Here is a 23173-nt window from a genome sequence, read left to right on the forward strand (position 1 = left end):
TATGTTGGAATTTTGGTCAACATCTAGTAATCTATACATAGATGCTTTTGTAATATAATTGTAAAATTAACGGGAAAATTTCCAAAAGGAGCGGAATGATGGTAACGAAAGCGGATCCGGAAAGAAAGAAGAAAAAAACGCAAGTACCCTTTCGTTTAAATGTCTTGTTTTTAATCGTATTTTTTCTATTTTCGATTCTTATTCTCAGGCTTGGTGTACTCCAGATCGTGAACGGAGAAGAAAAACGATTGGAGTCTGAGGCTGTAGAAGAAGTGATTGCTAGAAAAGAAGCCCCGCGCGGAAAGCTGCTCGACAGCAACTTTCGTGAAGTGGTAGGAAACAAACCATTTTTTTCTCTCACATATACAAAGACAGTAGATACAAAAGCCGATGACACGATGCGTATCGCAAAATGGCTTGCTAAAAGACTAGGTGTAACTGAAGAGCAGGAGAAAAAGATAACTGAACGTGATAAAAAAGATTATTTTATCGCACAGAATGATATCACGGAATTAATGGAAGAACGCTTAAGCAAGAAAGAGAAGAAATTAAGTGACAAGGAACAATACAAAGCACTTGTTGATAAGATCACCGAAGAAGAAATCAAGAGTCTTACAAGTGAAGATTTAAAAATACTAGCCTATAAACGGGCAATGGATTCAGGCTATGCATACTCAGCTCAAAGAATTAAAACAAATTTGACGAACGAAGAGGTTTCCATCATATCTGAAAATCTTGGCGACCTGCCTGGCATCGATATTATGGCAGACTCTAAAAGAATATATCCTTATGGAGAATCAGCGATATTTGGTGCTGTGAAACAAATTCCTAAAAGCAAAATGGAATATTTTTCGAGCCTCGGCTATGACAGAAGTGATCAAGTAGGAGTCAGTGGTCTTGAAGTTCAGTATGAGCAAGTGCTTAGAGGAATGAAGGAGAAGTCTGTTTATCTTACAAACCCTAAAACGGGGCAAACGATTGGTGAACCGAAATCAATAGCTGGTCAGCGTGGAAAAGATATCGTTCTGACTTTGGACATGGAGCTTCAATTTAGATTAGAACGTATTTTAGAGGAAGAGATCTTAAAAGCTAAACCCCTTCCAGGCAATGAGTTGCTCAAATCAGCTTATATCGTTATGATCAATCCGAAAACAGGAGAAGTCAAAGGTATAGCAGGTAAAAGATACGAAGATGGTAAGTTCATCAACGATGAGTACGGTGCATTGTTTAATTCCTATGAAATGGGATCAACTGTAAAGGGAGCTACGGTTTTAGCAGGGTTACAAAAAGGACTTGTTGGTATGGGAGAACAAATATTTGATACTCCATTTACTAAAAATGGCATGAATAAATCATCATGGAAGAACATGGGCTGGATCAATGATTTAGATGCTTTAAAAATGTCCTCTAACGTATATATGTTCAATATCATGGACCGGATGATTGGACCCGAGCATTGGACAGAAACGTATGCAGAAGCACGCTATATGTATAGTCAATTTGGATTAGGTGTTAAAACCGGAATAGACTTTCCCAAAGAAGCAACAGGTTATGAAGGAAAACCGCCAGAAGGTGAATCGGCTACACTTTACGATTTAGGAATCGGCCAGTTTGACACATATACGACAATGCAGCTTGTACAATATGTATCAACCATTGCAAATGGGGGATATCGTGTTAAACCGCAGCTTGTAAGAGAAATTCGTGAACCTGCATCCGATGAAGAAAATGGCGGGAAGTTGCTCAAACGTTTTGAACCAATCATCTTGAACAAACTCGATGTTGATGAAAAATATATCAAACGCGTGCAGCAAGGATTCTGGCAAGTAATGCATGCTCCTGGCGGGACGGCAAAAGGATATTTTGACGATGTTGAAAAGTATCATAACCCTGCCGGGAAGACAGGAACAGCTCAGCGTAGGATTAAACACCCTCAAACAGGGCAGGTTACAGAGAAACATAACTTAACACTAGTTGGCTATGCACCATTTGAGAACCCGGAGATTGCATTCGCAGTCGTGGTTCCTGAAGGTACACCACGAAACGGTAATCAGCGAATCAACAAATACATCGGTCAGCGTGCGTTAGAGGCCTATTGGGACCTTAAGAAAGAATACGGCGAAAACGCGGCTACCGTTAACGGAAATATGGAAAAAGAAAAAGAAGAAACAGAAGGCTCTGCACAATAATGCTGAGTTTTTCTTTTATAAACACAAAAAAAGCCGGACGAATCCGGCTTTTTTTGTGTTTGCTATTTCTTATTAGCAGAAGCAAGCTGCCCCTACAATAATCAATAGAATAAACAACACTACTACCAACGCAAAAGAATTGCCATGAGCAAAACCCATCGATTTTTCCTCCTTTAATTCTTGCAATTGTTAATTCCATACATTCTATGCCTGTTTTAATTTTCGAAGTGGGCAGGAGCGGAAAATACAGCAAAATAGGCTTAATATGTATGTTTATCACTGGAAATGTCAACGATTTGTAAAGAGTGAATACTTGTGAGGGTATTCTATCTTTGTTTAAATAGTAAATAGATAGAAAAAATTCATACAGGGAGCCAATTATGAAAAAAACGGTCTTATCCTTTCTTTTATTATTTGTCATTGTATTAAATGTGCCTTCATCCGTATTTGCTCACTCAGATCTTGAATCTGCGACACCTGCAAAAGGGGAGAAGGTTACCACAGATCTTGAAGCAGTGATTTTAACGTTTTCAACGAAAATTGAATCGTTAAGCACCATGAACTTGAAAAACGAAAATGAAGAAATTCCCCTCCAGATTAGTATTGAAGATAATCAAATGACGGGGAAAATGAACAATAGGCTTGAAAACGGCAATTATACAGTTGAATACAAAATAATCGGAGCAGACGGTCATGTAATCGAGGGGAACTACTCGTTCTCGGTAGATCGGCCGGAACAGGCTCAGCCAAAAGAAGAACCAGAACAAAATCAAGATAATACCGAACAAATCCTACCTGAGCAAGATAAGGAAGAACAACAGCCTGGCAATCCGAGCTATTTTGGGCCATTGACGATTGGATTAGTTATTTTAATTGCTATAGTTTCTTTCTTTGCTTTTAGAAGAAAAAGATAGGTTGTTCGAAGTGGTTGATTTTCCGCTCACACGTTGCTTCCAAGGCGACTTTGAGCGAAAAAGAAAGATTTTGAGCGAAATTAAAGGTAGTTTGAGCGTAACTCGGCGTTTTTGAGCGTAAATCAATAAGTCTGAGCGAAAGTGTAATAAATATAAGAACACGTACCATGAAATTGCATGGAAGTGTATTCACAAAGTGTATACACACAGCAAGCTTTTAGAAATGAATAAATGAAAAGCTAAAAAGCCTCGAATAATTCGGGGCTTTTTTTTGTAGGATAGGAAAGTGAAATTAATTAATAAAGTTTATTGTTAACAAATGTCTTTTTTTAGAAAACTCGAGCAAATGTCTAGTTTTTTCTAACTATTCTGTTATATGATGTATATTGTCTTTTGTTTTTTCAGAAGGGGGAAGGTGAAGATTTGGATACGTTTAAAAGATTAAAAGACTTTTATTGGCCTTATAAAAAATATTTTTACTGGTCGATCCTGACTTTGATTCTGGTATCAGCCATTACGGTTGTGTATCCGATGGTTCTGCAGTTTACCATCGATGAAATCATTATAAAAGGAGAATATTCATTCGTTCCTTACGTGGCAATCGGCTTTATCGTACTTATGGGAATAAAAGGAGCAGCTACATATTGTCATCAATATTTTGGGGATTTGTTTGGAATCAGCTCCGTTTTCCAGCTCCGTGAATCTCTGTATGAGAAGCTTCAATTTTTGCCTTTCAGTTATTATGATAATGCAAAAACGGGAGACCTCATGTCCCGGTTGACAGCAGATGTAGAGGGTTTTCGGTTCTTCCTCTCATTTGGATTTTCCCAGCTTATCAATTTCGTTCTAATCATTGCATTCAGTCTTTCCGTAATGTTCTTCTATTCGATCCCGCTGGCAATCATTACACTTTGTATGATGCCATTCCTCGCAATCGTTGTTTACAAGTTTGATAAAGAAGTACATCCCGCATTCAGGGGAATACGAAAATCAATGGCTAACCTTAACACTAAAGTTCAGGAAAACATTAGTGGTATCAACACAGTTAAGTCATTGTCGAGAGAAGATTTTGAGATTGGTAAATTCGATACGTCGAACGAAGACTACAAATCTCAGTTTTTGAACACATCACATATCTGGGCGCGATATTTTCCAATCATGGAGCTGATCGGGAACTTGTCAGTCGTTCTTTTGCTTGCGTATGGTGGTTATCTGGTTATCAACGGTGATCTTACTGCAGGAGAACTAGTCGCTTTCTTCAGTCTTGTGTGGTACATCATGGGTCCTATCATGAATTTAGGGTTTATCATGAATACCTTCTCACAATCAAAAGCTTCTGGGGAACGCCTTCTTGAAGTATTAGATGAACCTCTTGAGTTAGAAGGCGAAGACCGTGATACAGCAATGGTTCGTCTGGATGGAGAAGTAATGTTTGAACAAGTGACACATCGTTATAAAAATGAAAAAAAGGATGCTTTAAAAGATATTACTTTTACTGTTAAACAAGGTCATACGATAGGGCTGATCGGGGCAACTGGTTCTGGGAAGACATCCATCACCCAGCTTTTATCCAGGTTTTACAAACCGGAGTCTGGAAGAATTTTAATCGATGGCAAGCCGTTAGAAAAATACTCGCTTAATACGTTAAGAAAAAATATCGGAACTGTACTTCAGGAGTCATTCTTGTTTTCATCGACGATCAGGGACAATATTTCCTATGGCAACCCTGACGCTGATATGGATGAGATTGTAGATGCAGCAAAACGCGCACAGGCTCATGACTTTATCATGGAACTCCCTGACGGGTACGATACGATTTTAGGGGAGAGAGGGCTTGGTCTTTCTGGAGGACAAAAACAGAGGATTTCCATTGCCAGAGCCATCCTTATCGATCCAGCCATTCTCATATTAGATGATGCAACAAGTGCAGTTGATATGGAAACAGAGTTTGAAATACAGCGTGCTTTAAAAGAAGTCATGGATGATCGGACGACTTTTATTATCGCTCATCGTATTTCATCTTTAAAACATGCGGATGAAATATTGGTCCTTAATGAAGGGGCGGTCATAGAGCGGGGAACTCATGAGGAACTTATTCAGAAAGGGTCAGGAAACTATCGCAGAATCTATGACATCCAATATCAAGACAAAAATAAAGTGTTTCAAAATAACGGGCAGGGGGTGTAGAAATGGATAAGAGAAAAAAATCAGCCCGTTTCCGTTATTCTTCCGAGCAGGTGATCGACAAACCGTTTAACTGGAGTCAGATCATCAGGCTGTTCGGCTATATGAAACCATACAGCAAAAACCTGCTTCCTAAAGCGTTTTTAGCGATGATGGTCACAACTGCAGTCAGACTTGCTGTTCCTGTATTCATTGGGGTGCTGACGTTTGATCATGCGATAAAGAACAAAGATACATCACTTCTAATTAAATTAATCATTGCTATATCGGCTCTTTATCTTATCTCATGGGGAGCGAATACACTCCGGATACGATGGATGAATTATCTGGGACAATATGTGATCTATGATATTCGCCAGCATCTGTTCAAACATATCCAGCGACTGTCACATCGTTTCTTTGATCAGCGTTCGGCAGGATCGATACTCGTTCGGATCATCAACGATGTTAACTCCCTGCAGGATCTATTTACAAACGGTGTTATCAACGTACTTATGGATGTAATCATGCTTTTTGGTATCATCGTAATCATGTTTGTGTACAGTCCAGAGCTGACTCTGGCAATAATGGTGATTTTACCGCTGATGTTCTTCATTTCTACAAGCTTAAGAAAGAAAATAAGACGTTCCTGGCAGGTTGTCCGCATTAAGCAGGCAAAGCTGAACTCGCATCTGAACGAAAGTATTCAGGGGATAAGAGTTACAAAGTCTTATACACAAGAAAAAGAAAACATGAGCTTTTTTAACGGAGTAAATAATGAGACATATGACAGCTGGAAAACGGCAACACAGCAAAATGCTTTGTTCCGTCCTTTTGTAGAAATGTCTAACGCGATCGGTACAGCGATATTATTATGGTTTGGGGCTTACTTGATTCAGGGTGAAGCTTTGGAAATCGGTGTTTTTGTTACCTTTGCATTTTATCTGGGGATGTTCTGGGAGCCGATCTCCCGTTTAGGGCAAGTGTATAATCAGCTTTTAGTAGGAATGGCTTCATCTGAACGAATCTTTGAATTTTTGGATGAACAGCCTAATGTTCACGAGAAAAAAGGTGCCTTTGAGTTTTCAAGAATAAAAGGAGAAATTGAGTTTAAAAACGTTGAATTCTCTTATGATGATAAACGAAAAGCATTAAAAGGAATCGACCTGACGATTGGGGCAGGTCAGACTGTAGCTCTTGTGGGTCATACAGGGTCAGGTAAGACCACGATCGCAAACCTGGTGAGCAGATTCTACGATCCAACTTCAGGTGATGTTTTGATCGACGGTGTAAACTTGAAAGATGCCAGCTTAGGCAGCCTTCGTGAAAAGGTGAGTGTAGTTCTTCAGGATACCTTCATCTTTTCGGGAACGATCATAGAGAACATCCGGTTCGGAAGACCTGATGCGACTGATGAAGAAGTTAAAAACGCTTCGAAAGCGGTAGGAGCACATGCTTTTATTGAAAAACTTTCTGATGGTTATGAAACAGAGGTTGAAGAGCGAGGGAATGTTTTATCAGTAGGAGAGAGGCAGCTGCTTTCCTTTGCACGTGCTTTACTCGCTGACCCCGATATTCTAATTCTGGATGAAGCGACAGCAAGCATCGATACAGAATCTGAACAAAAAATCCAAACGGCTCTTATGACTTTACTGAATGGAAGAACAGCTATTATTATAGCGCACAGACTTTCCACAATCAGGGAAGCAGATAATATCGTTGTCCTGGATCATGGAGAAATCATTGAGCAAGGAAATCATAACGAACTCATGGATGATGAAGGGGTTTATTATCACCTCGTGGTTTCACAGTTTAAAATGCTTGATGCGATTTAAAATCAAAGGCTGTTTTGGTAAGCTTTGTTGATTTTGAAGGTAGTTGATCTCCGTTTCAGGATGCTCGCTTTCCGCGGGGCGTGCGGTGAGCCACCTTGCTGCACAGCATCTGCTGTGTCTCACCTGTCACGCTGATCCCGCTGGAGTCTCGCACCTTACACTCCAATCAACCTGCCAATGGAGGCAAAATACAAAAAATCCACCAAAAGCAACAATCTTTTAGAAAAGAGTCAAATCAAAAAAACGCCTGGGAAATGATTCCCAGGCGTTTTGCTTTTTATTGAAGCGCTTTTGATAATGTTTCAATGTTTTCTTTCATGATGGAAAGATAATCACGGTCGTTCTTCAAATCGTCTTTTGTCAGTGTTTCAAGATTGTGCAGCGTCAATGTCTTGGCTCCGACTTCTTTATTGATCATCTCAGCCACTTTATTATTAACATTTTCTTCGAATAGGATATAACGGATCTTTTCTTTCTTAGCACCTTGAATGATGTTTTCGATCTGATGCTGACTTGGTTCATGAGATGGTGAGAGCCCGCTGATCGCAATCTGTTCTAGATTGTAACGCTCAGCCCAATAACCATAAGCAGCGTGAGATACAATAAAAGAGTTCTTTGGAGCTTCTACAACTTTACTCTTAAAAGAAGCGTCCAGCTCTTTTAAATCTTTAATCAATGCAGTATGATTCTTTTTAAAATCCTCTTTTGCGTCAGGTTTGACTTTCACTAGACCGTTATAGATATTTTCCGCCATTTTTTGAGCTAGAACCGGGTCAAGCCAGATATGAGGGTCCTGTGAGCCATGTTCGTGATGTTCTTCTTCATTCCCATGTGCTTCTTCACCTTCATCATGTGCACCTTCTTCTTCTTGCTCTTCTGTATGCGCGAGTTCTACTCCTTTTGCAGCATCTACAATTGGAACGTTTTCTTCTTTTAACGTATCCGCAACTGAAGAAGAGAACTCATCGGATTCCATCTTATTGTAAACAAACGCATCGCCTTCTGTTATCTCTACCATTTTCTTAGTCGATGGCTCATACGTATGTGCATCTGCTCCTGGTGGTATAATGGACGAAACCTCAACATGCTTTCCACCAATTCTTTCAGTAAAATATTCTAAAGGATACATTGTTGTATATATATATAATGTTCCATCTTTTTTATCAGCACTTTTGTTCCCGCAAGCGGCAGTTGCGATCAAAAGAAAAATCATGCCTATCAAGCCTAGTCTTTTCATCGGTTTCTCTCTCCTTTCAAACAATCCTTTTTTATTATAAACGGAATCATTACGATTTGCAAAAGAATTTAACGGTTCATTTCTAAAAGATTGTTGCTTTTGAACATTTTTGTGGAATATACTTCTTTGACTTGTTGATTGGAGCGCAAGGTGCGAGACTCCTCGAAAATGAAATTCACATTTTCTTCGTGCGATTTAAAGCTGCCGAAGCCTTCCTTGTCCTTCGGGATTAGCGGGCCAGGTGAGACCCTGCAGGCTTGAAGAGCTAGGGGGCTCACCGCACGCCCCGCGGAAAGCGAGTCCTGTAGCGGAAATTAACCTCTTACAAAAGCAACAAAGTTTTCGAAAACAGCCTTTTTAAAAGCCTTGCACAAAGGAATGCGTTGAATGTAAGTGGAGATTTTAAAATAAGACAGTGGTTTAATAAAGCAGACCAAGTTCCTTTTTGATATAATGGAGTAGGTGTTAGAAAAAGCGTTTAATTAAGCGTGAATCATGCTTACAAAGGAGAGCGCGTACCAACATGAATATAGCTTTTTATTTGTTGCCTAAAGATGAAGTAAAGTACTTGAACCCTGAAGCAACTATGAGGCAGGCATTAGAGAAGTTATCTTATCACAAGTATACTTCAGTGCCGCTTGTATCTGAAGAAGGACGCTACATTGGAACGCTGACTGAAGGCGATCTTCTATGGAAGCTTAGGGAAGCTTTTGAAAAGGGTTATGATGAAGTTTTAAAGACAAAGTTAACTGATGTGCCGCAGCGTATAAATAATATATCCGTATCGATCAACTCAAATATGGAAGACCTTATTACTTTGTCTACTGACCAGAACTTTATTCCTGTTACCGATGACGATGGTCATTTCATCGGTATTATTAGAAGAAGAGATATCATCAAGTATTGTGCAAATTTAATTTGGAAAAAAGAACTGACAAAAGATTAAGGCATGTGTCTTAATCTTTTTGTACATACAGGAGGAATAGTATAGGGTGAAAATCGCAGCAATCACTGCCGGTGGAATGCTTGGAGCTGTTCTCCGGTTTTGGATCGGTATCCTCCTTTATCAGCCCCATGCGCAGTTTCCGTTTCCCACCTTGGCGATAAATTTGATTGGAAGTTTTATTCTTGGGTGGTTTGTTGTTCACGGATCTCAGCAAATAAAAAACAGAACACTCGTATTAGGAATTCAAACAGGATTTTTAGGTTCTTTCACGACGTTTTCAACATTTAATGCGGAGATTGTTCTGCTTTTGGATCAAGGACTTCATTCGATAGCTATCCAGTATTTCATAATCAGTGCAGTAATGGGTATTGGAGCGGTCTTACTCGGGATGAAATGCGGCTCAGTCCTTCTAGAGAAAGAAGGTGCTGAACAATGATATTAAGCTCTATTGCTGTGGCTGCCGGCGGAGCATGCGGTGCACTGGCTCGTTACTTTGTGAGTCAGCGATTAAATGGAGAAATTCCTTGGGGAACGTTTTGTGTTAATATTTTCGGATCGTTCTTATTAGGCTGGTATGTCGTGAATGAAGGACGGGAAATACTAGATTCACTGTACGCAGCAGGTTTTCTAGGCGCCCTCACGACATTCTCGACACTTCAATTTGAAGTTGTTACACTTTATAAAAAAGATAAAAGAAAAGTTCTTTTTTATTTGGTCCTGACATACACATTAGGATTGATAGCTGCTTGGACAGGCTTTTTGGCAGCAGCAAAAATATAATCAGAGGTTAAGGAGATACAATGAAAGAATTAGTGATTTCACTGCTAGAATGGATTATGAGTTTAGGTCATTTAGGAATTGCACTTGGGTTGATGATTGAGGTCATTCCCAGTGAGCTTGTTCTATCTTACGGTGGGTACATGATTGCCAAAGGACATCTGAATTTCACCCTAGCTGTTATTGCCGGGACAATCGGCGGAACGCTGGCACAGCTTTTCTTATATTGGATGGGCTATTATGGAGGACGACCGTTCTTAGAAAAGTACGGAAAATACATTCTAATCTCTAAAAAGCAAATTGACCTTTCAGAAAAGTGGTTTAATAAATATGGTACAGGCGTTATTTTCTTTGCTCGATTTATTCCGGTTGTAAGACATGCGATCAGCATCCCAGCGGGTATTGCAAAAATGTCATTTGCGAAGTTCACATTATTTACAACACTTGCTGTTATTCCATGGTCAATCTTCTTCATTGAATTAGGAAGCAGGCTTGGAAGCAACTGGGAAGACATCAAAACAATCGCTGCCCCTTACACAAGAGGAATTATGATCGCAGCAGTCGTGATCATCTTCCTGTTTATCTTGTATAAAGTAAAAAAGAAATAAGAAATAAGAATATGTTAATCAATGAGCCCACTTAATAATAAGCGGGTTTTTATTTTGTTTAGAGGACAAATTCTAAGCGAATTCGTCCACATCATATATATCCCTACTGTGAAAAAATTTCTGAAGGAGGGAAGGGATATGGATACTTTCATAAAAAATTATCATGAAACCTATAATGCAGCAAAAGTGAACGAACTTTTGCTGCGGATTAAAGCTCATAATGAAAGGTCAGATATGACAGCGAAGGTCTCGGAAGCGATGCGGAACTGTGGTTTCAACAGCGGAGATATTGAGCAGGTGCTGAAGCAGCTCAGGGGGGACAGTCCCTAGTCAATTACACTTAGCTGATTTTGTGTGTTTGGGAAGGACAGTCACGGTCAAGGCTCATAAATTAAAATGAAGGCTCATAAAAATTCCTGAAGGTTCATAAATCTTCACGAAGACACATAATAAACGTTAAGCCGCTTCAAATTAGTGACTTCCACTAATGAGAGCGGCTTTTCCCGATGACTTTGAATGTATTTCCCACTTCAGACAAGCATTTTCTTCACGATTTAGGCAAAAATACGATATACTACACAGGAAGAGGTGATGGCTTTGGAAATTACATTAAGCGCAAAAAAGTATATTGAAGAAGTGCTTGAAATGAATAACGCAAACGGAATCCGAGTTTATTTTGCAGGCATGGGCTGAGGAGGTCCAAAGCTTGGCCTGGCTCTGGATGAGCCGGAAAACTCAGATGTTATTGAAGAAATTAACGGAATTCGTGTTGCTTTTGACCAGAGAATTAAAGATCAGACAACTGCATTAAAGCTTGATTTTGAAGATTCTAAGCACGGCTCTGGATTAATTATGGTCGGGCAGGATGAATGCTGCTAAAACAAAAACCGCTGTGACAGGAATTCCTGCCTCACAGCGGTTTTTATATTTCACTTATTGCTGAGACTTCCGGAAACCGGCATCGATTGCTTCTTGCTCGCTGCAGAACCATTCTTCAGGTTTAGTAATTTTATAATATCTGCCGCTTTCAACATGATAGATTTTTTCTCCGGAAGAGTTAATGTTCCCTTTAATCGTGCATTTTGAGTCAGCAGGCTCTTCGATTGGATCTTCTGCTTCTTCAGGAATATAACCATCCTCCTGTGAATAGTTCTCCAAACTCCAAATGCCATTCCCTTCTTTTTGAGCATGTTTTTGGATCTTCTCGTAGTCATCCACATATTTTGTGTTTGGCTCAAACACATAAGCCACTCGCGCAAATCCTTTTTCAAGCAGCGATTCTTGAACACTCTTATCGTCTGCATACACGTATGCTAAGAGTCTCCCGTACTTGTCCCGTTCACCAATTCCAAGCTCCAGCTCAACATTCGATCCGCTCAGCATGTTTTCGGTATGTTTGCTCGCTTCTTTACTAAACGGCTGAACGGGTTTTTTTGGATGGACGCTCTCCGGGGTATCTACTAGTAAAAAGCGAACGGTTTCACTTTTACCATCGACTTTTACTTTTATCGTGTCACCGTCGACTACGTCTAGAACTTGAACTGGAATTCTATCTTTTTCAGACGATAGCAACTGGCTGCATCCTGCGAGAACCAAGAAAATTGAAGAAAGAATCAGCCCAACTTTAAAGTTAAATTTCATATGTATCATCCTTTAATAAGCCAATTTATTGTATATGAGTTACCCATATCTATTATAATAAAAGATAGATTGAAGAAATTATAGAATATCACATTACATGAAAAAAGTGGCGTATTCTAGAAAGGAGATTGCCTTGAAAAAGATACATAGATTATTTGCGATCTGTTTTGCAGTGATTTTAACACTGACAGCTACAGGCTGCGGGAATGACTCTAAGCTGAAAGAAGCGAAACTAGAAAACCAGAACGGTGAACCGGTAGCCGTATTTCCTTCAGACAAACCGTCATTAATTTTCTTATTTACAACTGCTGGCTGAGGACTCTGTCAAGCTCAGCTGGTTCAGCTGAAAGAGAATGTAAATAAGTTTGAAGATATGGATGTTAATATGTATGCAGTGAGTTCTGATACGGTTGAACATTTATCAGCTCTTCATCAAGAAATGCAGCCGCCGTTCCCATTTTTGTCTGATCCTGAATTTAAATTGATCGACCATCTGGATATGAAAGGCGAAGGCGTAGCAAAACGCGGTTATGCATTAGTCGATAAAAAAGGTAAAGTAATAGTTACGAAAGTAAACGACCACTGGGGAGAGCAGATCGACCAGACGTCAAAAGAAATTCATGAAGCTTATAAAAAGATGGAAAAGTAGTCTGGTGAATATCACCGGGCTTTTTTCTTTGTGACATCTGTCACAGATTCTCCATACTAGATGCATTAAAATAGGGTTATAATTACATTAGAAAGAATCAAGGAGGCAATTCAGATGTTGAAAAAATCATTGTGGCTTGCGGCAATCGCAGTTCTTGCTATCGGTATCCTGGCAGCTTGCGGTGGAGGTAAAGATAAAGAAGAAGGTTCTAAAAAAGCAGAAGAAACAGTAACAATCGAAGCGAAGAACTTTGAGTTTGATCAAAAAGAATACAAAATCCCAGCAAATAAAGATGTTGCTCTAAAACTAGAAAACGTTGACGGAAATCATGCTCTTATGATTGAAGGGGAAGATGTAAACATCGCAGGCGGATCGTCTGATGTTGTTAACTTAAAACCAGGTGAATATACACTTCGCTGCAGCATTCCATGCGGAAACGGACATGCAGACATGGTTTCAACGCTTGTAGTTGAATGAAAAAGTAAGCCCTCCGACTTGTGTCGGAGGGCTTTTTTTTTAAGAAAGTGGCTGGATTTGTATAAGGTCTTTGTTGTATGGCAGTCCTTTCATAGTTGAGGCCCATAAGTTCCCGAGCAGACGCGGCATCATCTGATCCGAGGGAATGGAACCATTGTTATCGAGAAAATAAGAAAAATATAACAAGTATAGCCATGATGAAACAGGCATCAAAATATCATCCGCAAAATCACTGCTCTCTGTAATCGTAGCAAAAGAATGAGATTCCCACCCAGAAATGAAACGAGACCGTTTGCCATTAAGTTTAGACTCAATAAAATGCAGTGAATGAGCCACTTGCGGGTCATCATCTCCATCGGCATGCGCTAACCTAGACTGCATCTCTAAAGAAATTTCATCAAGGTTGCCTGCTTCTGCAACCACATGGCATAATGACTTATCGTAATGAGCATTCAGTGGTACCCAATCATTCTTTTCTAATATCTCAACAAACGAAAGTTCTTGAGCAGGAATCTCCTTATAAGGCGGCCGGAATGTTTGTCTCCCATATTTCACGTTGTGCAAAGATTCTTTTACAAAATGAGCAGCAGCATACCATTGGTCGTTCTGATCTTTAAATAACCGTTCCCCGGAAGAGAGGGAATAGGCGGTAAATAAGTCTTTTTTATTAAACTCGTAATCAGGGAGCTTTTCTTGTGTCAAAAAATCAATAATCTGGTTGTCTGGTGCTTCTATTGCAGCTAGAACGAACGTATGAATGCGCAATAATGTCACGATCCTCTAATTTTTTATTTTCTGAATGGTATCCTTTACGTCAGCAAAACCTTCTTTTACAGCCAAAAAGCTATTCTTCTTTTGATATATATCATAACGAAGGTAATCTTTCTTTTCCTGCAGAAGCTGCTGCTGTGTTTTTACATCGTTCATGCGGGCAGTAATACTGTCTCCTGTACTTTTCATTTTTTGAACCGTAGTCATTGATTCCTTTATCGCTTTGAATGCCGGCACCAAAAAGAAAACAGCAACACCTGCACAGGCAGCTAAAAATAGAAATAACCACATCATCATCAAACGCCTCCAATCATCTTTTCTTTACTAAAGTACCCGGAAACACACAAGAAAAAACAAAAAGCTCTTCTAAAAGAGATTGTTGTTTTGGGATCATTTTGTTCTTTCTCTTCATTGACAGGTTGATTGGAGTGCAAGGTGCGAGACTCCTCGAAAATGAAAATCACATTTTCTTCGTGCGATGTTACGCTGTCGAAGCCTTCCTTGTCCTGTGAGATCAGCGGGACAGGTGAGCCCCCGTCAGTGCAAAGCGATAGGGAAGCTCACCGCACGCCCCGCGGAAAGCGAGCATCCTGTAACGGAAATCAACCACTTCAAAGAACATCAATTTTGCGAAAAAAGCCAAACAAAAAACCCGGGCTGTTTTGCCGGGTTTTATCTCTTGGGACATGTAGAACAGCAAGTCCCGTTTTCAGTTTTGTAATAAAGGCAGCACGTTTTGCGGATTTTCGTTGGTCCACAGCCTACAGGAGCCATAAATCGGTGAAATGGATTCTTTGTTAATCCAAAATGATAAGCTTCTGCATCCATGAAAAATGCATAGTCTTCTTGAATGCGCTGTTTCACCTCATCTGGATGATCCTCACTAAGCCATGTTTCGTAAATCCAGCGTATGTAGATCCAAGCATTTTCCCATAGTGTTGCTTTAGAGATACGTGCAGATTTTGCCACGTGGTTAAGCATCACTGAAATATTTTCTTTAAAAAGAGTTTCAATCACACTTGAGCGCCAGTCTTCTCTTGATTGTGAGGAGAGCTGTGCAGAAGCATCTTTTAATGTGAATGATGGAAGCCACATGGCATCGGAGTTATGGTCTATTAAGTATACGTTCTCAATATTCATGTCAAACGATTTATTTAACATAGTCATTCCGTACAGAGAAGAGGTAAGACTGCAGTAAGCATAGCGTTTAAAAAATAGCGATGCTGTAACGGGACGCTTACTAGAGCCAATTCGCGGACCTGTTTGATCCAAGAAATCCAGCAAGTTGTCTTCGTTCAATAACTGTCCTGCAGAAATTACAGCTTCGTTCTCAAATGGTGCCTGAAAAGAAAATCGGTAGTTTGAGCTTATATGCTTTTTTTCATCTGCCGTCCATCCGTTAGACTTAGGCGTACTGAGGAGTATTGACATGTCGGACAACCCGCCCCTTTCCGTATGGGATACACATTGGTGTTCCGAATACCGGATCCGGAATCACGGTACTGGACATCTGAAAGACATCTTCAACTAACTGTTCCGTCATGATTTCTTCTGGTGCACCTTGTGCATAAACTGACTTATCTTGAATCGCTATAATATGGTGTGCATACCGGCAAGCTAAGTTCAGATCATGTAGTACCATCACTATTGTGCGCTTTTCCTTTTCGTTTAACTCGAATAAAAGGTCCAGGATTTCTACTTGGTGTGTCATATCCAAATAGGTAGTTGGCTCATCCAGCAGAATTGTGTCAGTGCCTTGTGCGAGTGTCATAGCAATCCAAGCACGCTGGCGCTGACCGCCAGAAAGAGAGTCAACAGGTGTTTCCATAAAAGGAAGCAGGTTTGTTGCTTTTAAAGCATTCATTACCGCTTTTTCATCTTCTGGAGACCATTGGTGAAGCCAAGACTGATAAGGAAAACGACCTTGTTTCACGAGCTGCAGAACGGTTAATCCTTCAGGTGCTACAGGACCTTGCGGAAGGATGGCAAGCTCTTTGGCTACTTGTTTTGTGGAGCGTTTTGCAATGTCTTTTCCGTTTAACAGAACGCTTCCTGATTTCGGATTTAAAAGACGTGCCATAGATCGTAACAGGGTGGATTTACCGCATCCGTTGCTTCCGATAAAGACGGTGATTTTACCCTTTGGAATCTGCAGGTTCAATTCATCAATGATCGGTTCTTTTCCATAAGCTAACGTAAGGTTTGAGGTTGTTAAAACAGCCATCTGTCATCCACTCCTGTTATTGGTTTTTAAATAATAGATAAATGAAGTACGGTGCACCGATTGCAGCTGTGAAAACACCAGCCGGCACCTCTAATGGTGAGAAAAGAGTTCTGCCAGCTAAGTCTGCTAGCACAACCATGATACCGCCGATTAATGCTGAAGCAGGAAACAATCCGCCGAATGATGATCCGGTGATTCTCCTGGCGATATGCGGTCCGATCAATCCGACAAATCCCATTGCTCCTGCAAAGGCGATAGCAGATCCTGCTAAAGCTGTACATACCATTAAAAGCATGAAGCGTTCACGGTGAACCAAAATTCCTGCACCAGTTGTAAGGTCATCGCCAAAACCTTGAATGTTCAATCGCCTTACAAGAAGTATGAGAATCGGCAGCATTCCTAAAAACCAAGGAAGCATCGCTTTTACTTCTTTCCAAGAGGTGCCGTACACCGTTCCGGTCAGCCAGACAGTAGCCTGGCTTGCCCGGTAGATCGGTCCCATCAGCATCATTAATGTTGTTAATGCCTGAAAGAGAGCCATCAGGCCTATTCCGATCAAAATGAGCCTTATTGGCGTAACACCGTCTTTCCAAGCTAATCCGTATATTAAAAAGGCAACGATGGTCGCCCCGGCAAAAGCAAACAAAGGCAAAAAATTAATACTTAATAACAAGTTGTTGCTGTCATCACTGAACATAGTTAAAAAGGCAACTGCGGCAAATCCAGCTCCGCCTGTAATGCCAATCATGTCGGGTGAAGCAAGTGGATTCCTGATCACCCCTTGCAGGATAGCCCCTGATAGTGCAAGGGACGCGCCAGCAATAAATGCAACCATTACTCTCGGAAGTCTAAACTCAGTTATGATCAGCTGATTCATTTCAAGACCTGATCCAATTAAAGCTGTAAATACATCAAATGGTGCGATGTATAGTTCACCGACGCCTATACTGACCAGCATTGAAAAGAGAGCAACCAATGTTAAAACTAAAATCGCAAATGTTGTTTTTTTATCAATTAAGTAAGAAAATGATTTTCGCTGTATTACCCAATACTTTCTCATCTTTGAAAAATTCCTTTACGAACAATGTAAATAAAGAACGGTGTACCGAGTAAAGCGGTAACTACTCCAACAGGAGCTTCTTCCGGCATGATGATGTAACGTGCCCCGATGTCAGCGAGTACCAGCATGATTCCGCCTGTGAGTGCCGAAAAAGGGACAATCCATCGATGATCACTGCCGACTAGGTATCTTGCAAAATGCGGAACTACTATTCCTATAAAACTGATCGGTCCTGCAATAGCAACCGAACCTCCTGCAAGGAGAACGACCATTAGTGCAGCAGCAAATTTAAAGATCACAGTCTTCTGTCCTAAGCTGACTGCTACATCTTCTCCAAGCGCAAAAGCATTCAACTGCCGCGATAGGAGCATAGAAACAGTCCATGCTATTAACAATGCCGGCATAACTGCTGCAAGCATGGAGAGCTTTCTGCCTTCTACAGAACCTGCCAGCCAAAACAAAACTTCATCAAGTGCTTTCTCGTTTGTTACCAGCATTCCTTGTGTAAGGGAAGCGAAAAGTGCTGCCATAACCGCTCCAGCCAATGTCAGTTTAACAGGTGTTAAACCGCCTCTTCCTGCAGACCCAAGAGCGTATGCAAGACCGGAAGCTACTGCAGCTCCAAGAAAACCGATCCACATGAATTGCTGAATAGAAGTGATGCCTAAGAAAGTAACACCAAATACAATAAAAAATCCCGCACCGGCATTTACGCCAAAAATATCAGGTGATGCGATTGGATTGCGGGTAAGTGCCTGCATAAGGACTCCTGCAATTCCTAAACTAATTCCTACAGCCATTCCGACTAGTGCACGGGGAACTCGGGAAAGCTGTATGATTAAATGTTCATTTGAGCCGTTAAAAGCGGTGTATGCTTCAATTGCCATTGATAGCGAGGTATCTGTGTAACCTAATACAACACTCAACACCATCACGATAAAAGCGATGAATATCCCTATGATTAATACGGCTGTTCTAATTTTATTATCTTGTAATATTCCGTTCATCAGAGCCTCTTTTAATAATGAAAAATATTCTCATTTACAGTTTAAAAGTAAAATAGATATCTGTCAATGACTTTGAAAATCATTATCATTTAGTTATTGACAACGTATACATCCTCGTATTATGATACGAATTGTAATTGATTCTCATTATCATTTACACAATAAAAAAGGGGAGAGACAATAGAATGAAAAAGATTACATACAAATGGCTAGCTCTTGTAGCCGTACTTACATTAATGCTCGCATTAGCAGCATGCGGCGGGAAAGACAAAGCGAAAGAAGAAGAAAAATCAGGCGGATCAAAAGATTCTTCTTATAAAGTAGAACATGCAATGGGCACAACAGAAGTTAAGAGCAACAAACGAGTTGTTGTTTTGACAAACGAAGGAACGGAAGCAGTTCTAGCACTTGGTGTAAAACCAGTCGGAGCCGTTAAGTCATGGTTAGGAGATCCTTGGTATGACCACATTAAGGACGATATGGAAGGCGTTGAAGTAGTTGGTAACGAGAGCGCAGTTAACGTTGAGAAAATTGCTTCATTAAAGCCAGATTTAATCATCGGTAACAAAATGCGTCAAGAAAAACAATACGATGAACTAAACAAAATCGCACCAACTGTATTTGCAGAAGATCTTCGCGGTGACTGGAAAATTAATTTCGAGCTTTATTCTAAAGCATTAAATAAAGAAGAAAAAGGTAAAGAAGTATTAGCTGCATTCGATAAGCGTATCGAGGATTTTAAAGCAGAAGCTGGCGACAAGCTTAAAACTGAAGTATCTATGGTACGTTTCATGCCTGGTAAATCTCGTATCTACCACCAAGATTCTTTCTCTGGTGTAATCCTTAAGCAGATCGGCTTTGCTCGTCCTGGAGACCAAAATAACCCTGACTTTGCAGAAGAAGTAACACAAGAACGCATTCCTGAAATGGATGGCGACATGCTGTTCTACTTCACATATGAAGCTGGTGACGGAAAGGCAACTGAAACAGAAAAAGAATGGACAAATAACCCGCTTTGGAAGAACCTTGGAGCTGTAAAAGAAGGAAATGCACACAAAGTAAGTGATGCGATCTGGAACACAGCTGGCGGTGTAAAAGCTGCTAACCTTATGATTGATGATCTAGAGAAGTACTTTTTAGAAAAATAATAACGAGACATAGGGGGAGCATAGTTTGCTTCCTCTATTATTTTGGCTATTTTCATGTTGCTATTAGAAGTCGTTGATTTCCGCTCCAGGTGCTCCCTTTCCGCGGGGCGTGCGGTGAGCCCCCTAGGCTCTTCAAGCCTGACGGGGTCTCACCTGTCCCGCTAATCCCGCAGGAGTCTCGCACCTTGCGCTCCAATCAACTAGCCGAAGAAGCGTACTCCAAAAAATATTCAAAAGTAACAATCTTTTAGAATGAGAGAAAATATTAAATCAATGATCGTTTTCCTGTCTGAATTTTCCTATAATGAGTTTAGATAGAAAAAAGGTCAGGAGATTAATTAAGATGAAGCTTTCAGGGGAGATTTTTCGCAATAGAAGTTTTTTATATTTTTGGTTTAGTTCGATCTTAACAGCTATGGGCGACAGCTTTTTTATGATCACATTAATGTGGCTGCTCGTTCAGATTTCTGGTTCACCTGTTATTGTTGGTACGTACATACTGCTTGTTACGCTGACGAAATTCTCGTTTGTTCTGTTTGGGGGAGCAATAGTAGACCGCTTCTCAGTAAAAAGACTGCTGATTGGATCGTCAATTGGAAGAGGAAGTATTTTGCTGCTCTTGTTTGCTGTTATTGCTGCAGGCGATCCTTCCATTTATTTCTTTTATATCACAGGGGTACTCTTTGGGCTGATTGATGCTGTAAGTGAGCCTGCAGGCATAACCTTCAGGACCCGGCTTGTCCCAGAAAAACATTACACACAGTCTATGAGCCTTTTGATGATGGCTGGTCAGGCGGCTAGTGTGGTCGGTCCAGCTCTTGGCGCAATGCTTTATGCAATGTACGGAGCTAAAATGGCGTTCTTATTAAATGGTGTTGCATTCTTCACAGCTGCGGGCTTATTTATTTTTATTAGAGTTAATGACGAGGAGTCAGAAGAAAAAACGACTTCCTTTTTGGCTGGAATTAAAGAAGGATTTTCGTTCTTCGTTGGTGCTCCTGTTCTTGCCACGATGGCAGTGTTCGCCTTTTTTGCAAATGCTGCGGTGGGTGCTGTCATGGTAAGTCTTCCTTTTTTAATGAAGGATTTAGATTTTGGAATAAAAGGGTACGGATGGGCTCATACTTCGCTTGCGGTTGGAAGTGTTGTAGCTGCAGTAATTTTCTCTTTATTTGTGATTCATAAACCTAAGCCTTACATGACGTTGTTAACTTGTTTCCTGCAGGGTGCAGGCATTTTCCTAATCGGTTTCTTTTCAAAAGAGCTGGCTGTTCTTCTGTTTTTGCTTGCTATGGTCGGCTTTCTTGAGGCAGCGGTTAATGTTATCGCACCGAGCGTAAATCATGCTTTAATTCCACCAAAGCTGTTCGGGCGTGTGATAGGAATCATGGTAATTATTATGGGAATTTCTGAACCCATTGCAGCAGGAACCGCGGGTTTTCTCATTGAAAAGATAGGAGCAGCAGATGTATTCGTTTGGGGAGGTTCTATGGAGATGCTAGTTGCTTTCCTCGTATTCTCACTTCCTTTCATAAGAAATTTTAAAGGTGTTGAAAAGAGTTCGTAATTTTTTCACAATTCTGCTACTAATCTGACATAACTTTCGCAAGGCAAATGGATGAGTTTACATAAAATATATAGTAGAAGTAAATTTATTCCTGGAGGTTTTTACGATGACTAAAAAACCGTCATATGAAAAGGAACTGCAGAAGCGCGAAATTCTAATGAAGGACGAGCAGACAAACGCCTGGTATTATGAAGACCATATCTCGGCAATCGTGAACCGTGCGCGAAAAGAAGGGGCTTTTGACAATCTGGAAGGTATGGGCAAACCGCTTAATATTGATGAAGACCTCGTTTACAATCCGGAAAAACGCCTGCACAAAGTAATGAAAGATAATAATGTTTTGCCGAATTGGGTGAAACTTGGCAAAGAGATAGACGTATTAAAAGAAGAGCTAAAATCGTACACGGTAGAATATAACATCAAAAAAACAGTAGAGTCCATTAACCAAAAAGTGTTTCAGCATAACTTGACGTGTCCGCCAACTGCACAGCGGATGAAAGTGAATCTGGAGGACGTTTTGAAGAAGTAATTGGAGGATGTATGTCTAAAATAAGCACGTTAAATGCTGAACATTATCAATGGGGAAATGCCTGTGACGGATGGCATCTCCTTAAACAGGATGACTTGAGTATCATCCACGAAAAAATGCCTCCGAAAACGGCAGAGGTTAGACATTACCATGTGTTTTCTCGTTAATTTTTCTTTATTTTAAATGGTGCAATTATCATCGAAATAGATGGAGCAGAATGTGTGTTGAGTGCTCATCAAGGATTAGAAATCCCTGCAGGTACACCTCATCAAGTGCGTAACGAAAGCGAAGTATCTGCTGAATTTCTAGTAACATCCCAGCCTCCTGCCCATGGTGATCGTGTCGTCGTTAAAAAAGTGAAAAGCATCAGTCATGTGACCCTTTAGTATTTATTGCTATAGGGTCTTTTTCTATGGCTGATTTCGTAAACATTGTTGCTATTAAGATTCGATTCAAAGGGAAAGCTACTCAAAAAACGGACTGGAGCAGATTTGATGCTGAAATACAAAAAAAACACGAACGAAACTATCCGGCTTGAGCATTTTGAAGTTCCTGATCGCGATGAAACAATTTGGATATTTTATGATTCTCCTGAAGAAATGAAAAAAGACTCTATTCTCGAAAAAGTTGAACTTCATCATCTTGCAGCTTCTGCATTTACCACCTTTTCCGAACATCCTAGTATTAACGTGTATGCAAAACACGCTGTTGTTTCTACCTTTTATTTAGAAACGGAAAGCCTAGAACCGATTAGGATCAACCTTTTAATTGGAGAGCAATATTTGATCGTCATGTCTGAACGAAAGATACCGTTCAGAGGAGCGCTCGTAAAGGACTTTAAAGAAAATCCGGAACATATGCAGCACGTCAGCTATATGCTTTATTATTTCATGAAAGATATCGTGAATTCTTATTTAGAAGTGGTGGATCAGCTTTCAAATGAGTTTTTAGAGCTCGAAAAAAGAGTTTTTGTTGATCCGTTAAAACGTGAGATCGGACATAAAGTTTATCGCTGGAAAAGCCGGCTGCACAAATTAAGACAATACGTGGAAGCAGAAGAGAGTATCATTCAAAAGATGGGACACGATGATTTTGAGTACGCCAATGAGGAATCAGGCTTTTATTTTAAGGATCTGCTCTCTGCTTTCTCAAGAGTGACAACTGCATTTGACAGTTTTAAAGAGAATCTAAAGGGTGTTCTAGATCTACAGATGTCATTAAAATCAGATCACATGAACCGCATTATGAAGACCCTTACCCTTGTGAGTGCAGTCTTTGTACCCCTGACGTTTATCGCAGGTCTATATGGTATGAACTTTGAATATATCCCTGAGCTGAAATGGCGTTACGGCTATTTCTATGTATTAACGCTTTGTTTTTCTTTAGCTGTAATGATTATGGGTTATTTTAAGAAAAAAAGATGGTGGTAAT

26 protein-coding genes and 2 pseudogenes are annotated in these 23173 nt (G+C 40.3%); 19 read left to right on the plus strand and 9 right to left on the minus strand.

What is annotated here, in order from left to right; translation table 11 throughout:
- Positions 1 to 98: 98 nt before the first annotated feature.
- Positions 99 to 2189, plus strand: coding sequence for a peptidoglycan D,D-transpeptidase FtsI family protein (locus tag ABE41_RS07850; RefSeq protein WP_066288484.1), 2091 nt, complete (start codon positions 99 to 101; stop codon positions 2187 to 2189).
- A 72-nt stretch (positions 2190 to 2261) separates the two neighbouring features.
- Here ABE41_RS07850 and ABE41_RS20610 read toward each other — a convergent pair whose 3' ends face one another.
- The gene (locus ABE41_RS20610; protein ID WP_077361959.1) at positions 2262 to 2348 is read right to left on the minus strand and encodes a YjcZ family sporulation protein; all 87 of its coding nucleotides are present in this window, start codon (positions 2346 to 2348) and stop codon (positions 2262 to 2264) included.
- A 221-nt stretch (positions 2349 to 2569) separates the two neighbouring features.
- On the opposite strand from ABE41_RS20610, the gene ABE41_RS07855 reads away from it, so the two are divergent.
- The 3 genes from ABE41_RS07855 (at position 2570) to ABE41_RS07865 (ending at position 7101) form a co-directional block, all read left to right on the plus strand.
- Positions 2570 to 3103: a copper resistance CopC family protein gene (locus tag ABE41_RS07855; protein ID WP_066288489.1), complete on the plus strand. Its 534-nt coding sequence runs from the start codon at positions 2570 to 2572 to the stop codon at positions 3101 to 3103.
- Positions 3104 to 3526: 423 nt separating this feature from the next.
- Positions 3527 to 5290 (plus strand): ABC transporter ATP-binding protein, encoded by a 1764-nt coding sequence (locus tag ABE41_RS07860; RefSeq protein WP_066288490.1) that lies wholly within the window; start codon positions 3527 to 3529, stop codon positions 5288 to 5290.
- A gap of 2 nt (positions 5291 to 5292) precedes the next feature.
- Positions 5293 to 7101, plus strand: coding sequence for an ABC transporter ATP-binding protein (locus ABE41_RS07865; RefSeq protein WP_066288491.1), 1809 nt, complete (start codon positions 5293 to 5295; stop codon positions 7099 to 7101).
- 277 nt (positions 7102 to 7378) lie between these two features.
- On the opposite strand, the gene ABE41_RS07870 is transcribed toward ABE41_RS07865, so the two are convergent.
- A complete protein-coding gene (locus ABE41_RS07870; RefSeq protein WP_066288497.1) occupies positions 7379 to 8338 on the minus strand; it encodes a metal ABC transporter solute-binding protein, Zn/Mn family in 960 nt (319 codons plus the stop codon).
- Between the two features lie 523 nt (positions 8339 to 8861).
- On the opposite strand from ABE41_RS07870, the gene ABE41_RS07875 reads away from it, so the two are divergent.
- The 6 genes from ABE41_RS07875 (at position 8862) to ABE41_RS21535 (ending at position 11548) form a co-directional block, all read left to right on the plus strand.
- On the plus strand, positions 8862 to 9284 hold the full coding sequence (locus ABE41_RS07875; RefSeq protein WP_066288500.1) for a CBS domain-containing protein: 423 nt from the start codon (positions 8862 to 8864) through the stop codon (positions 9282 to 9284).
- Positions 9285 to 9330: 46 nt separating this feature from the next.
- On the plus strand, positions 9331 to 9720 hold the full coding sequence (crcB, locus tag ABE41_RS07880) for a fluoride efflux transporter CrcB (protein WP_066288503.1): 390 nt from the start codon (positions 9331 to 9333) through the stop codon (positions 9718 to 9720).
- Positions 9717 to 10064, plus strand: a complete 348-nt coding sequence (locus ABE41_RS07885; RefSeq protein WP_083207723.1) for a fluoride efflux transporter FluC — start codon at positions 9717 to 9719, stop codon at positions 10062 to 10064. The genes crcB and ABE41_RS07885 overlap by 4 nt, the downstream gene beginning before the upstream one ends.
- Positions 10065 to 10084: 20 nt before the next feature.
- Positions 10085 to 10669: an undecaprenyl phosphate transporter UptA gene (locus ABE41_RS07890; RefSeq protein ID WP_066288507.1), complete on the plus strand. Its 585-nt coding sequence runs from the start codon at positions 10085 to 10087 to the stop codon at positions 10667 to 10669.
- A gap of 138 nt (positions 10670 to 10807) precedes the next feature.
- The gene (locus tag ABE41_RS07895; RefSeq protein WP_066288508.1) at positions 10808 to 10999 is read left to right on the plus strand and encodes a hypothetical protein; all 192 of its coding nucleotides are present in this window, start codon (positions 10808 to 10810) and stop codon (positions 10997 to 10999) included.
- 267 nt (positions 11000 to 11266) lie between these two features.
- Positions 11267 to 11548: a HesB-like (seleno)protein gene (locus ABE41_RS21535; protein WP_367642148.1), complete on the plus strand. Its 282-nt coding sequence runs from the start codon at positions 11267 to 11269 to the stop codon at positions 11546 to 11548.
- Between the two features lie 54 nt (positions 11549 to 11602).
- Here ABE41_RS21535 and ABE41_RS07900 read toward each other — a convergent pair whose 3' ends face one another.
- A complete protein-coding gene (locus ABE41_RS07900) occupies positions 11603 to 12310 on the minus strand; it encodes a thermonuclease family protein (protein ID WP_066288509.1) in 708 nt (235 codons plus the stop codon).
- 133 nt (positions 12311 to 12443) lie between these two features.
- Here ABE41_RS07900 and ABE41_RS07905 point away from each other — a divergent pair, with 133 nt between their 5' ends.
- The 3 genes and pseudogenes from ABE41_RS07905 to ABE41_RS07915 all read left to right on the plus strand — a co-directional run bounded on the left by ABE41_RS07905 (position 12444) and on the right by ABE41_RS07915 (position 13436).
- A complete protein-coding gene (locus ABE41_RS07905; RefSeq protein ID WP_066288512.1) occupies positions 12444 to 12626 on the plus strand; it encodes a hypothetical protein in 183 nt (60 codons plus the stop codon).
- Positions 12627 to 12641: 15 nt separating this feature from the next.
- Positions 12642 to 12959: pseudogene (locus tag ABE41_RS07910) on the plus strand (redoxin domain-containing protein); the annotation flags it as partial.
- A 114-nt stretch (positions 12960 to 13073) separates the two neighbouring features.
- Positions 13074 to 13436 carry a cupredoxin domain-containing protein gene (locus ABE41_RS07915; protein WP_083207725.1) on the plus strand — a complete coding sequence of 121 codons (363 nt, stop codon included), beginning with the start codon at positions 13074 to 13076 and terminating at the stop codon, positions 13434 to 13436.
- Between the two features lie 39 nt (positions 13437 to 13475).
- On the opposite strand, the gene ABE41_RS07920 is transcribed toward ABE41_RS07915, so the two are convergent.
- From ABE41_RS07920 to ABE41_RS07945, 6 genes are all read right to left on the minus strand, one after another.
- On the minus strand, positions 13476 to 14201 hold the full coding sequence (locus ABE41_RS07920; protein ID WP_083207726.1) for a hypothetical protein: 726 nt from the start codon (positions 14199 to 14201) through the stop codon (positions 13476 to 13478).
- Positions 14202 to 14216: 15 nt separating this feature from the next.
- Positions 14217 to 14504: a hypothetical protein gene (locus ABE41_RS07925; RefSeq protein ID WP_066288520.1), complete on the minus strand. Its 288-nt coding sequence runs from the start codon at positions 14502 to 14504 to the stop codon at positions 14217 to 14219.
- Positions 14505 to 14879: 375 nt separating this feature from the next.
- The gene (locus ABE41_RS07930; RefSeq protein WP_066288523.1) at positions 14880 to 15638 is read right to left on the minus strand and encodes an IucA/IucC family C-terminal-domain containing protein; all 759 of its coding nucleotides are present in this window, start codon (positions 15636 to 15638) and stop codon (positions 14880 to 14882) included.
- Positions 15613 to 16431 (minus strand): ABC transporter ATP-binding protein, encoded by an 819-nt coding sequence (locus tag ABE41_RS07935; RefSeq protein WP_066288525.1) that lies wholly within the window; start codon positions 16429 to 16431, stop codon positions 15613 to 15615. Before ABE41_RS07935 ends, ABE41_RS07930 begins: the two co-directional genes overlap by 26 nt.
- Before the next feature lie 16 nt (positions 16432 to 16447).
- Positions 16448 to 17491 (minus strand): FecCD family ABC transporter permease, encoded by a 1044-nt coding sequence (locus ABE41_RS07940; protein ID WP_066288528.1) that lies wholly within the window; start codon positions 17489 to 17491, stop codon positions 16448 to 16450.
- Entirely contained in the window at positions 17488 to 18498 is a 1011-nt protein-coding gene (locus ABE41_RS07945; protein ID WP_066288530.1) for a FecCD family ABC transporter permease, read from the minus strand. The genes ABE41_RS07940 and ABE41_RS07945 overlap by 4 nt, the downstream gene beginning before the upstream one ends.
- A gap of 185 nt (positions 18499 to 18683) precedes the next feature.
- Between ABE41_RS07945 and ABE41_RS07950 the strand changes: the two genes are divergently transcribed.
- The 6 genes and pseudogenes from ABE41_RS07950 to ABE41_RS07970 all read left to right on the plus strand — a co-directional run bounded on the left by ABE41_RS07950 (position 18684) and on the right by ABE41_RS07970 (position 23172).
- Positions 18684 to 19646 carry an ABC transporter substrate-binding protein gene (locus ABE41_RS07950; RefSeq protein WP_066288532.1) on the plus strand — a complete coding sequence of 321 codons (963 nt, stop codon included), beginning with the start codon at positions 18684 to 18686 and terminating at the stop codon, positions 19644 to 19646.
- A 343-nt stretch (positions 19647 to 19989) separates the two neighbouring features.
- Positions 19990 to 21213 carry an MFS transporter gene (locus ABE41_RS07955; protein WP_066288535.1) on the plus strand — a complete coding sequence of 408 codons (1224 nt, stop codon included), beginning with the start codon at positions 19990 to 19992 and terminating at the stop codon, positions 21211 to 21213.
- A 106-nt stretch (positions 21214 to 21319) separates the two neighbouring features.
- The gene (locus tag ABE41_RS07960; protein ID WP_066288538.1) at positions 21320 to 21742 is read left to right on the plus strand and encodes a DnaJ family domain-containing protein; all 423 of its coding nucleotides are present in this window, start codon (positions 21320 to 21322) and stop codon (positions 21740 to 21742) included.
- Between the two features lie 11 nt (positions 21743 to 21753).
- Positions 21754 to 22128: pseudogene (locus tag ABE41_RS07965) on the plus strand (cupin domain-containing protein).
- A 26-nt stretch (positions 22129 to 22154) separates the two neighbouring features.
- Positions 22155 to 22280, plus strand: coding sequence for a hypothetical protein (locus ABE41_RS21445; RefSeq protein WP_301336206.1), 126 nt, complete (start codon positions 22155 to 22157; stop codon positions 22278 to 22280).
- Positions 22237 to 23172 carry a magnesium transporter CorA family protein gene (locus ABE41_RS07970; RefSeq protein ID WP_066288540.1) on the plus strand — a complete coding sequence of 312 codons (936 nt, stop codon included), beginning with the start codon at positions 22237 to 22239 and terminating at the stop codon, positions 23170 to 23172. Before ABE41_RS21445 ends, ABE41_RS07970 begins: the two co-directional genes overlap by 44 nt.
- Position 23173 lies beyond the last annotated feature (1 nt).

This window comes from Fictibacillus arsenicus (assembly GCF_001642935.1).
In the GTDB taxonomy this organism is placed as follows: Bacteria; Bacillota; Bacilli; order Bacillales; family Fictibacillaceae; genus Fictibacillus; species Fictibacillus arsenicus_B.

Excerpts from the sequence above, each read along its gene's own strand:
- ABE41_RS07850 (WP_066288484.1), top strand. The coding sequence starts at position 99 with ATGGTAACGAAAGCGGATCCGGAAAGAAAGAAGAAAAAAACGCAAGTA.
- ABE41_RS20610 (WP_077361959.1), bottom strand. The coding sequence starts at position 2,348 with ATGGGTTTTGCTCATGGCAATTCTTTTGCGTTGGTAGTAGTGTTGTTT.
- ABE41_RS07855 (WP_066288489.1), top strand. The coding sequence starts at position 2,570 with ATGAAAAAAACGGTCTTATCCTTTCTTTTATTATTTGTCATTGTATTA.
- ABE41_RS07865 (WP_066288491.1), top strand. The coding sequence starts at position 5,293 with ATGGATAAGAGAAAAAAATCAGCCCGTTTCCGTTATTCTTCCGAGCAG.
- ABE41_RS07870 (WP_066288497.1), bottom strand. The coding sequence starts at position 8,338 with ATGAAAAGACTAGGCTTGATAGGCATGATTTTTCTTTTGATCGCAACT.
- ABE41_RS07875 (WP_066288500.1), top strand. The coding sequence starts at position 8,862 with ATGAATATAGCTTTTTATTTGTTGCCTAAAGATGAAGTAAAGTACTTG.
- ABE41_RS07885 (WP_083207723.1), top strand. The coding sequence starts at position 9,717 with ATGATATTAAGCTCTATTGCTGTGGCTGCCGGCGGAGCATGCGGTGCA.
- ABE41_RS07890 (WP_066288507.1), top strand. The coding sequence starts at position 10,085 with ATGAAAGAATTAGTGATTTCACTGCTAGAATGGATTATGAGTTTAGGT.
- ABE41_RS07895 (WP_066288508.1), top strand. The coding sequence starts at position 10,808 with ATGGATACTTTCATAAAAAATTATCATGAAACCTATAATGCAGCAAAA.
- ABE41_RS07900 (WP_066288509.1), bottom strand. The coding sequence starts at position 12,310 with ATGAAATTTAACTTTAAAGTTGGGCTGATTCTTTCTTCAATTTTCTTG.
- ABE41_RS07915 (WP_083207725.1), top strand. The coding sequence starts at position 13,074 with ATGTTGAAAAAATCATTGTGGCTTGCGGCAATCGCAGTTCTTGCTATC.
- ABE41_RS07925 (WP_066288520.1), bottom strand. The coding sequence starts at position 14,504 with ATGATGATGTGGTTATTTCTATTTTTAGCTGCCTGTGCAGGTGTTGCT.
- ABE41_RS07930 (WP_066288523.1), bottom strand. The coding sequence starts at position 15,638 with ATGTCAATACTCCTCAGTACGCCTAAGTCTAACGGATGGACGGCAGAT.
- ABE41_RS07935 (WP_066288525.1), bottom strand. The coding sequence starts at position 16,431 with ATGGCTGTTTTAACAACCTCAAACCTTACGTTAGCTTATGGAAAAGAA.
- ABE41_RS07940 (WP_066288528.1), bottom strand. The coding sequence starts at position 17,491 with ATGAGAAAGTATTGGGTAATACAGCGAAAATCATTTTCTTACTTAATT.
- ABE41_RS07945 (WP_066288530.1), bottom strand. The coding sequence starts at position 18,498 with ATGAACGGAATATTACAAGATAATAAAATTAGAACAGCCGTATTAATC.
- ABE41_RS07950 (WP_066288532.1), top strand. The coding sequence starts at position 18,684 with ATGAAAAAGATTACATACAAATGGCTAGCTCTTGTAGCCGTACTTACA.
- ABE41_RS07955 (WP_066288535.1), top strand. The coding sequence starts at position 19,990 with ATGAAGCTTTCAGGGGAGATTTTTCGCAATAGAAGTTTTTTATATTTT.
- ABE41_RS07960 (WP_066288538.1), top strand. The coding sequence starts at position 21,320 with ATGACTAAAAAACCGTCATATGAAAAGGAACTGCAGAAGCGCGAAATT.
- ABE41_RS21445 (WP_301336206.1), top strand. The coding sequence starts at position 22,155 with ATGGCTGATTTCGTAAACATTGTTGCTATTAAGATTCGATTCAAAGGG.
- ABE41_RS07970 (WP_066288540.1), top strand. The coding sequence starts at position 22,237 with ATGCTGAAATACAAAAAAAACACGAACGAAACTATCCGGCTTGAGCAT.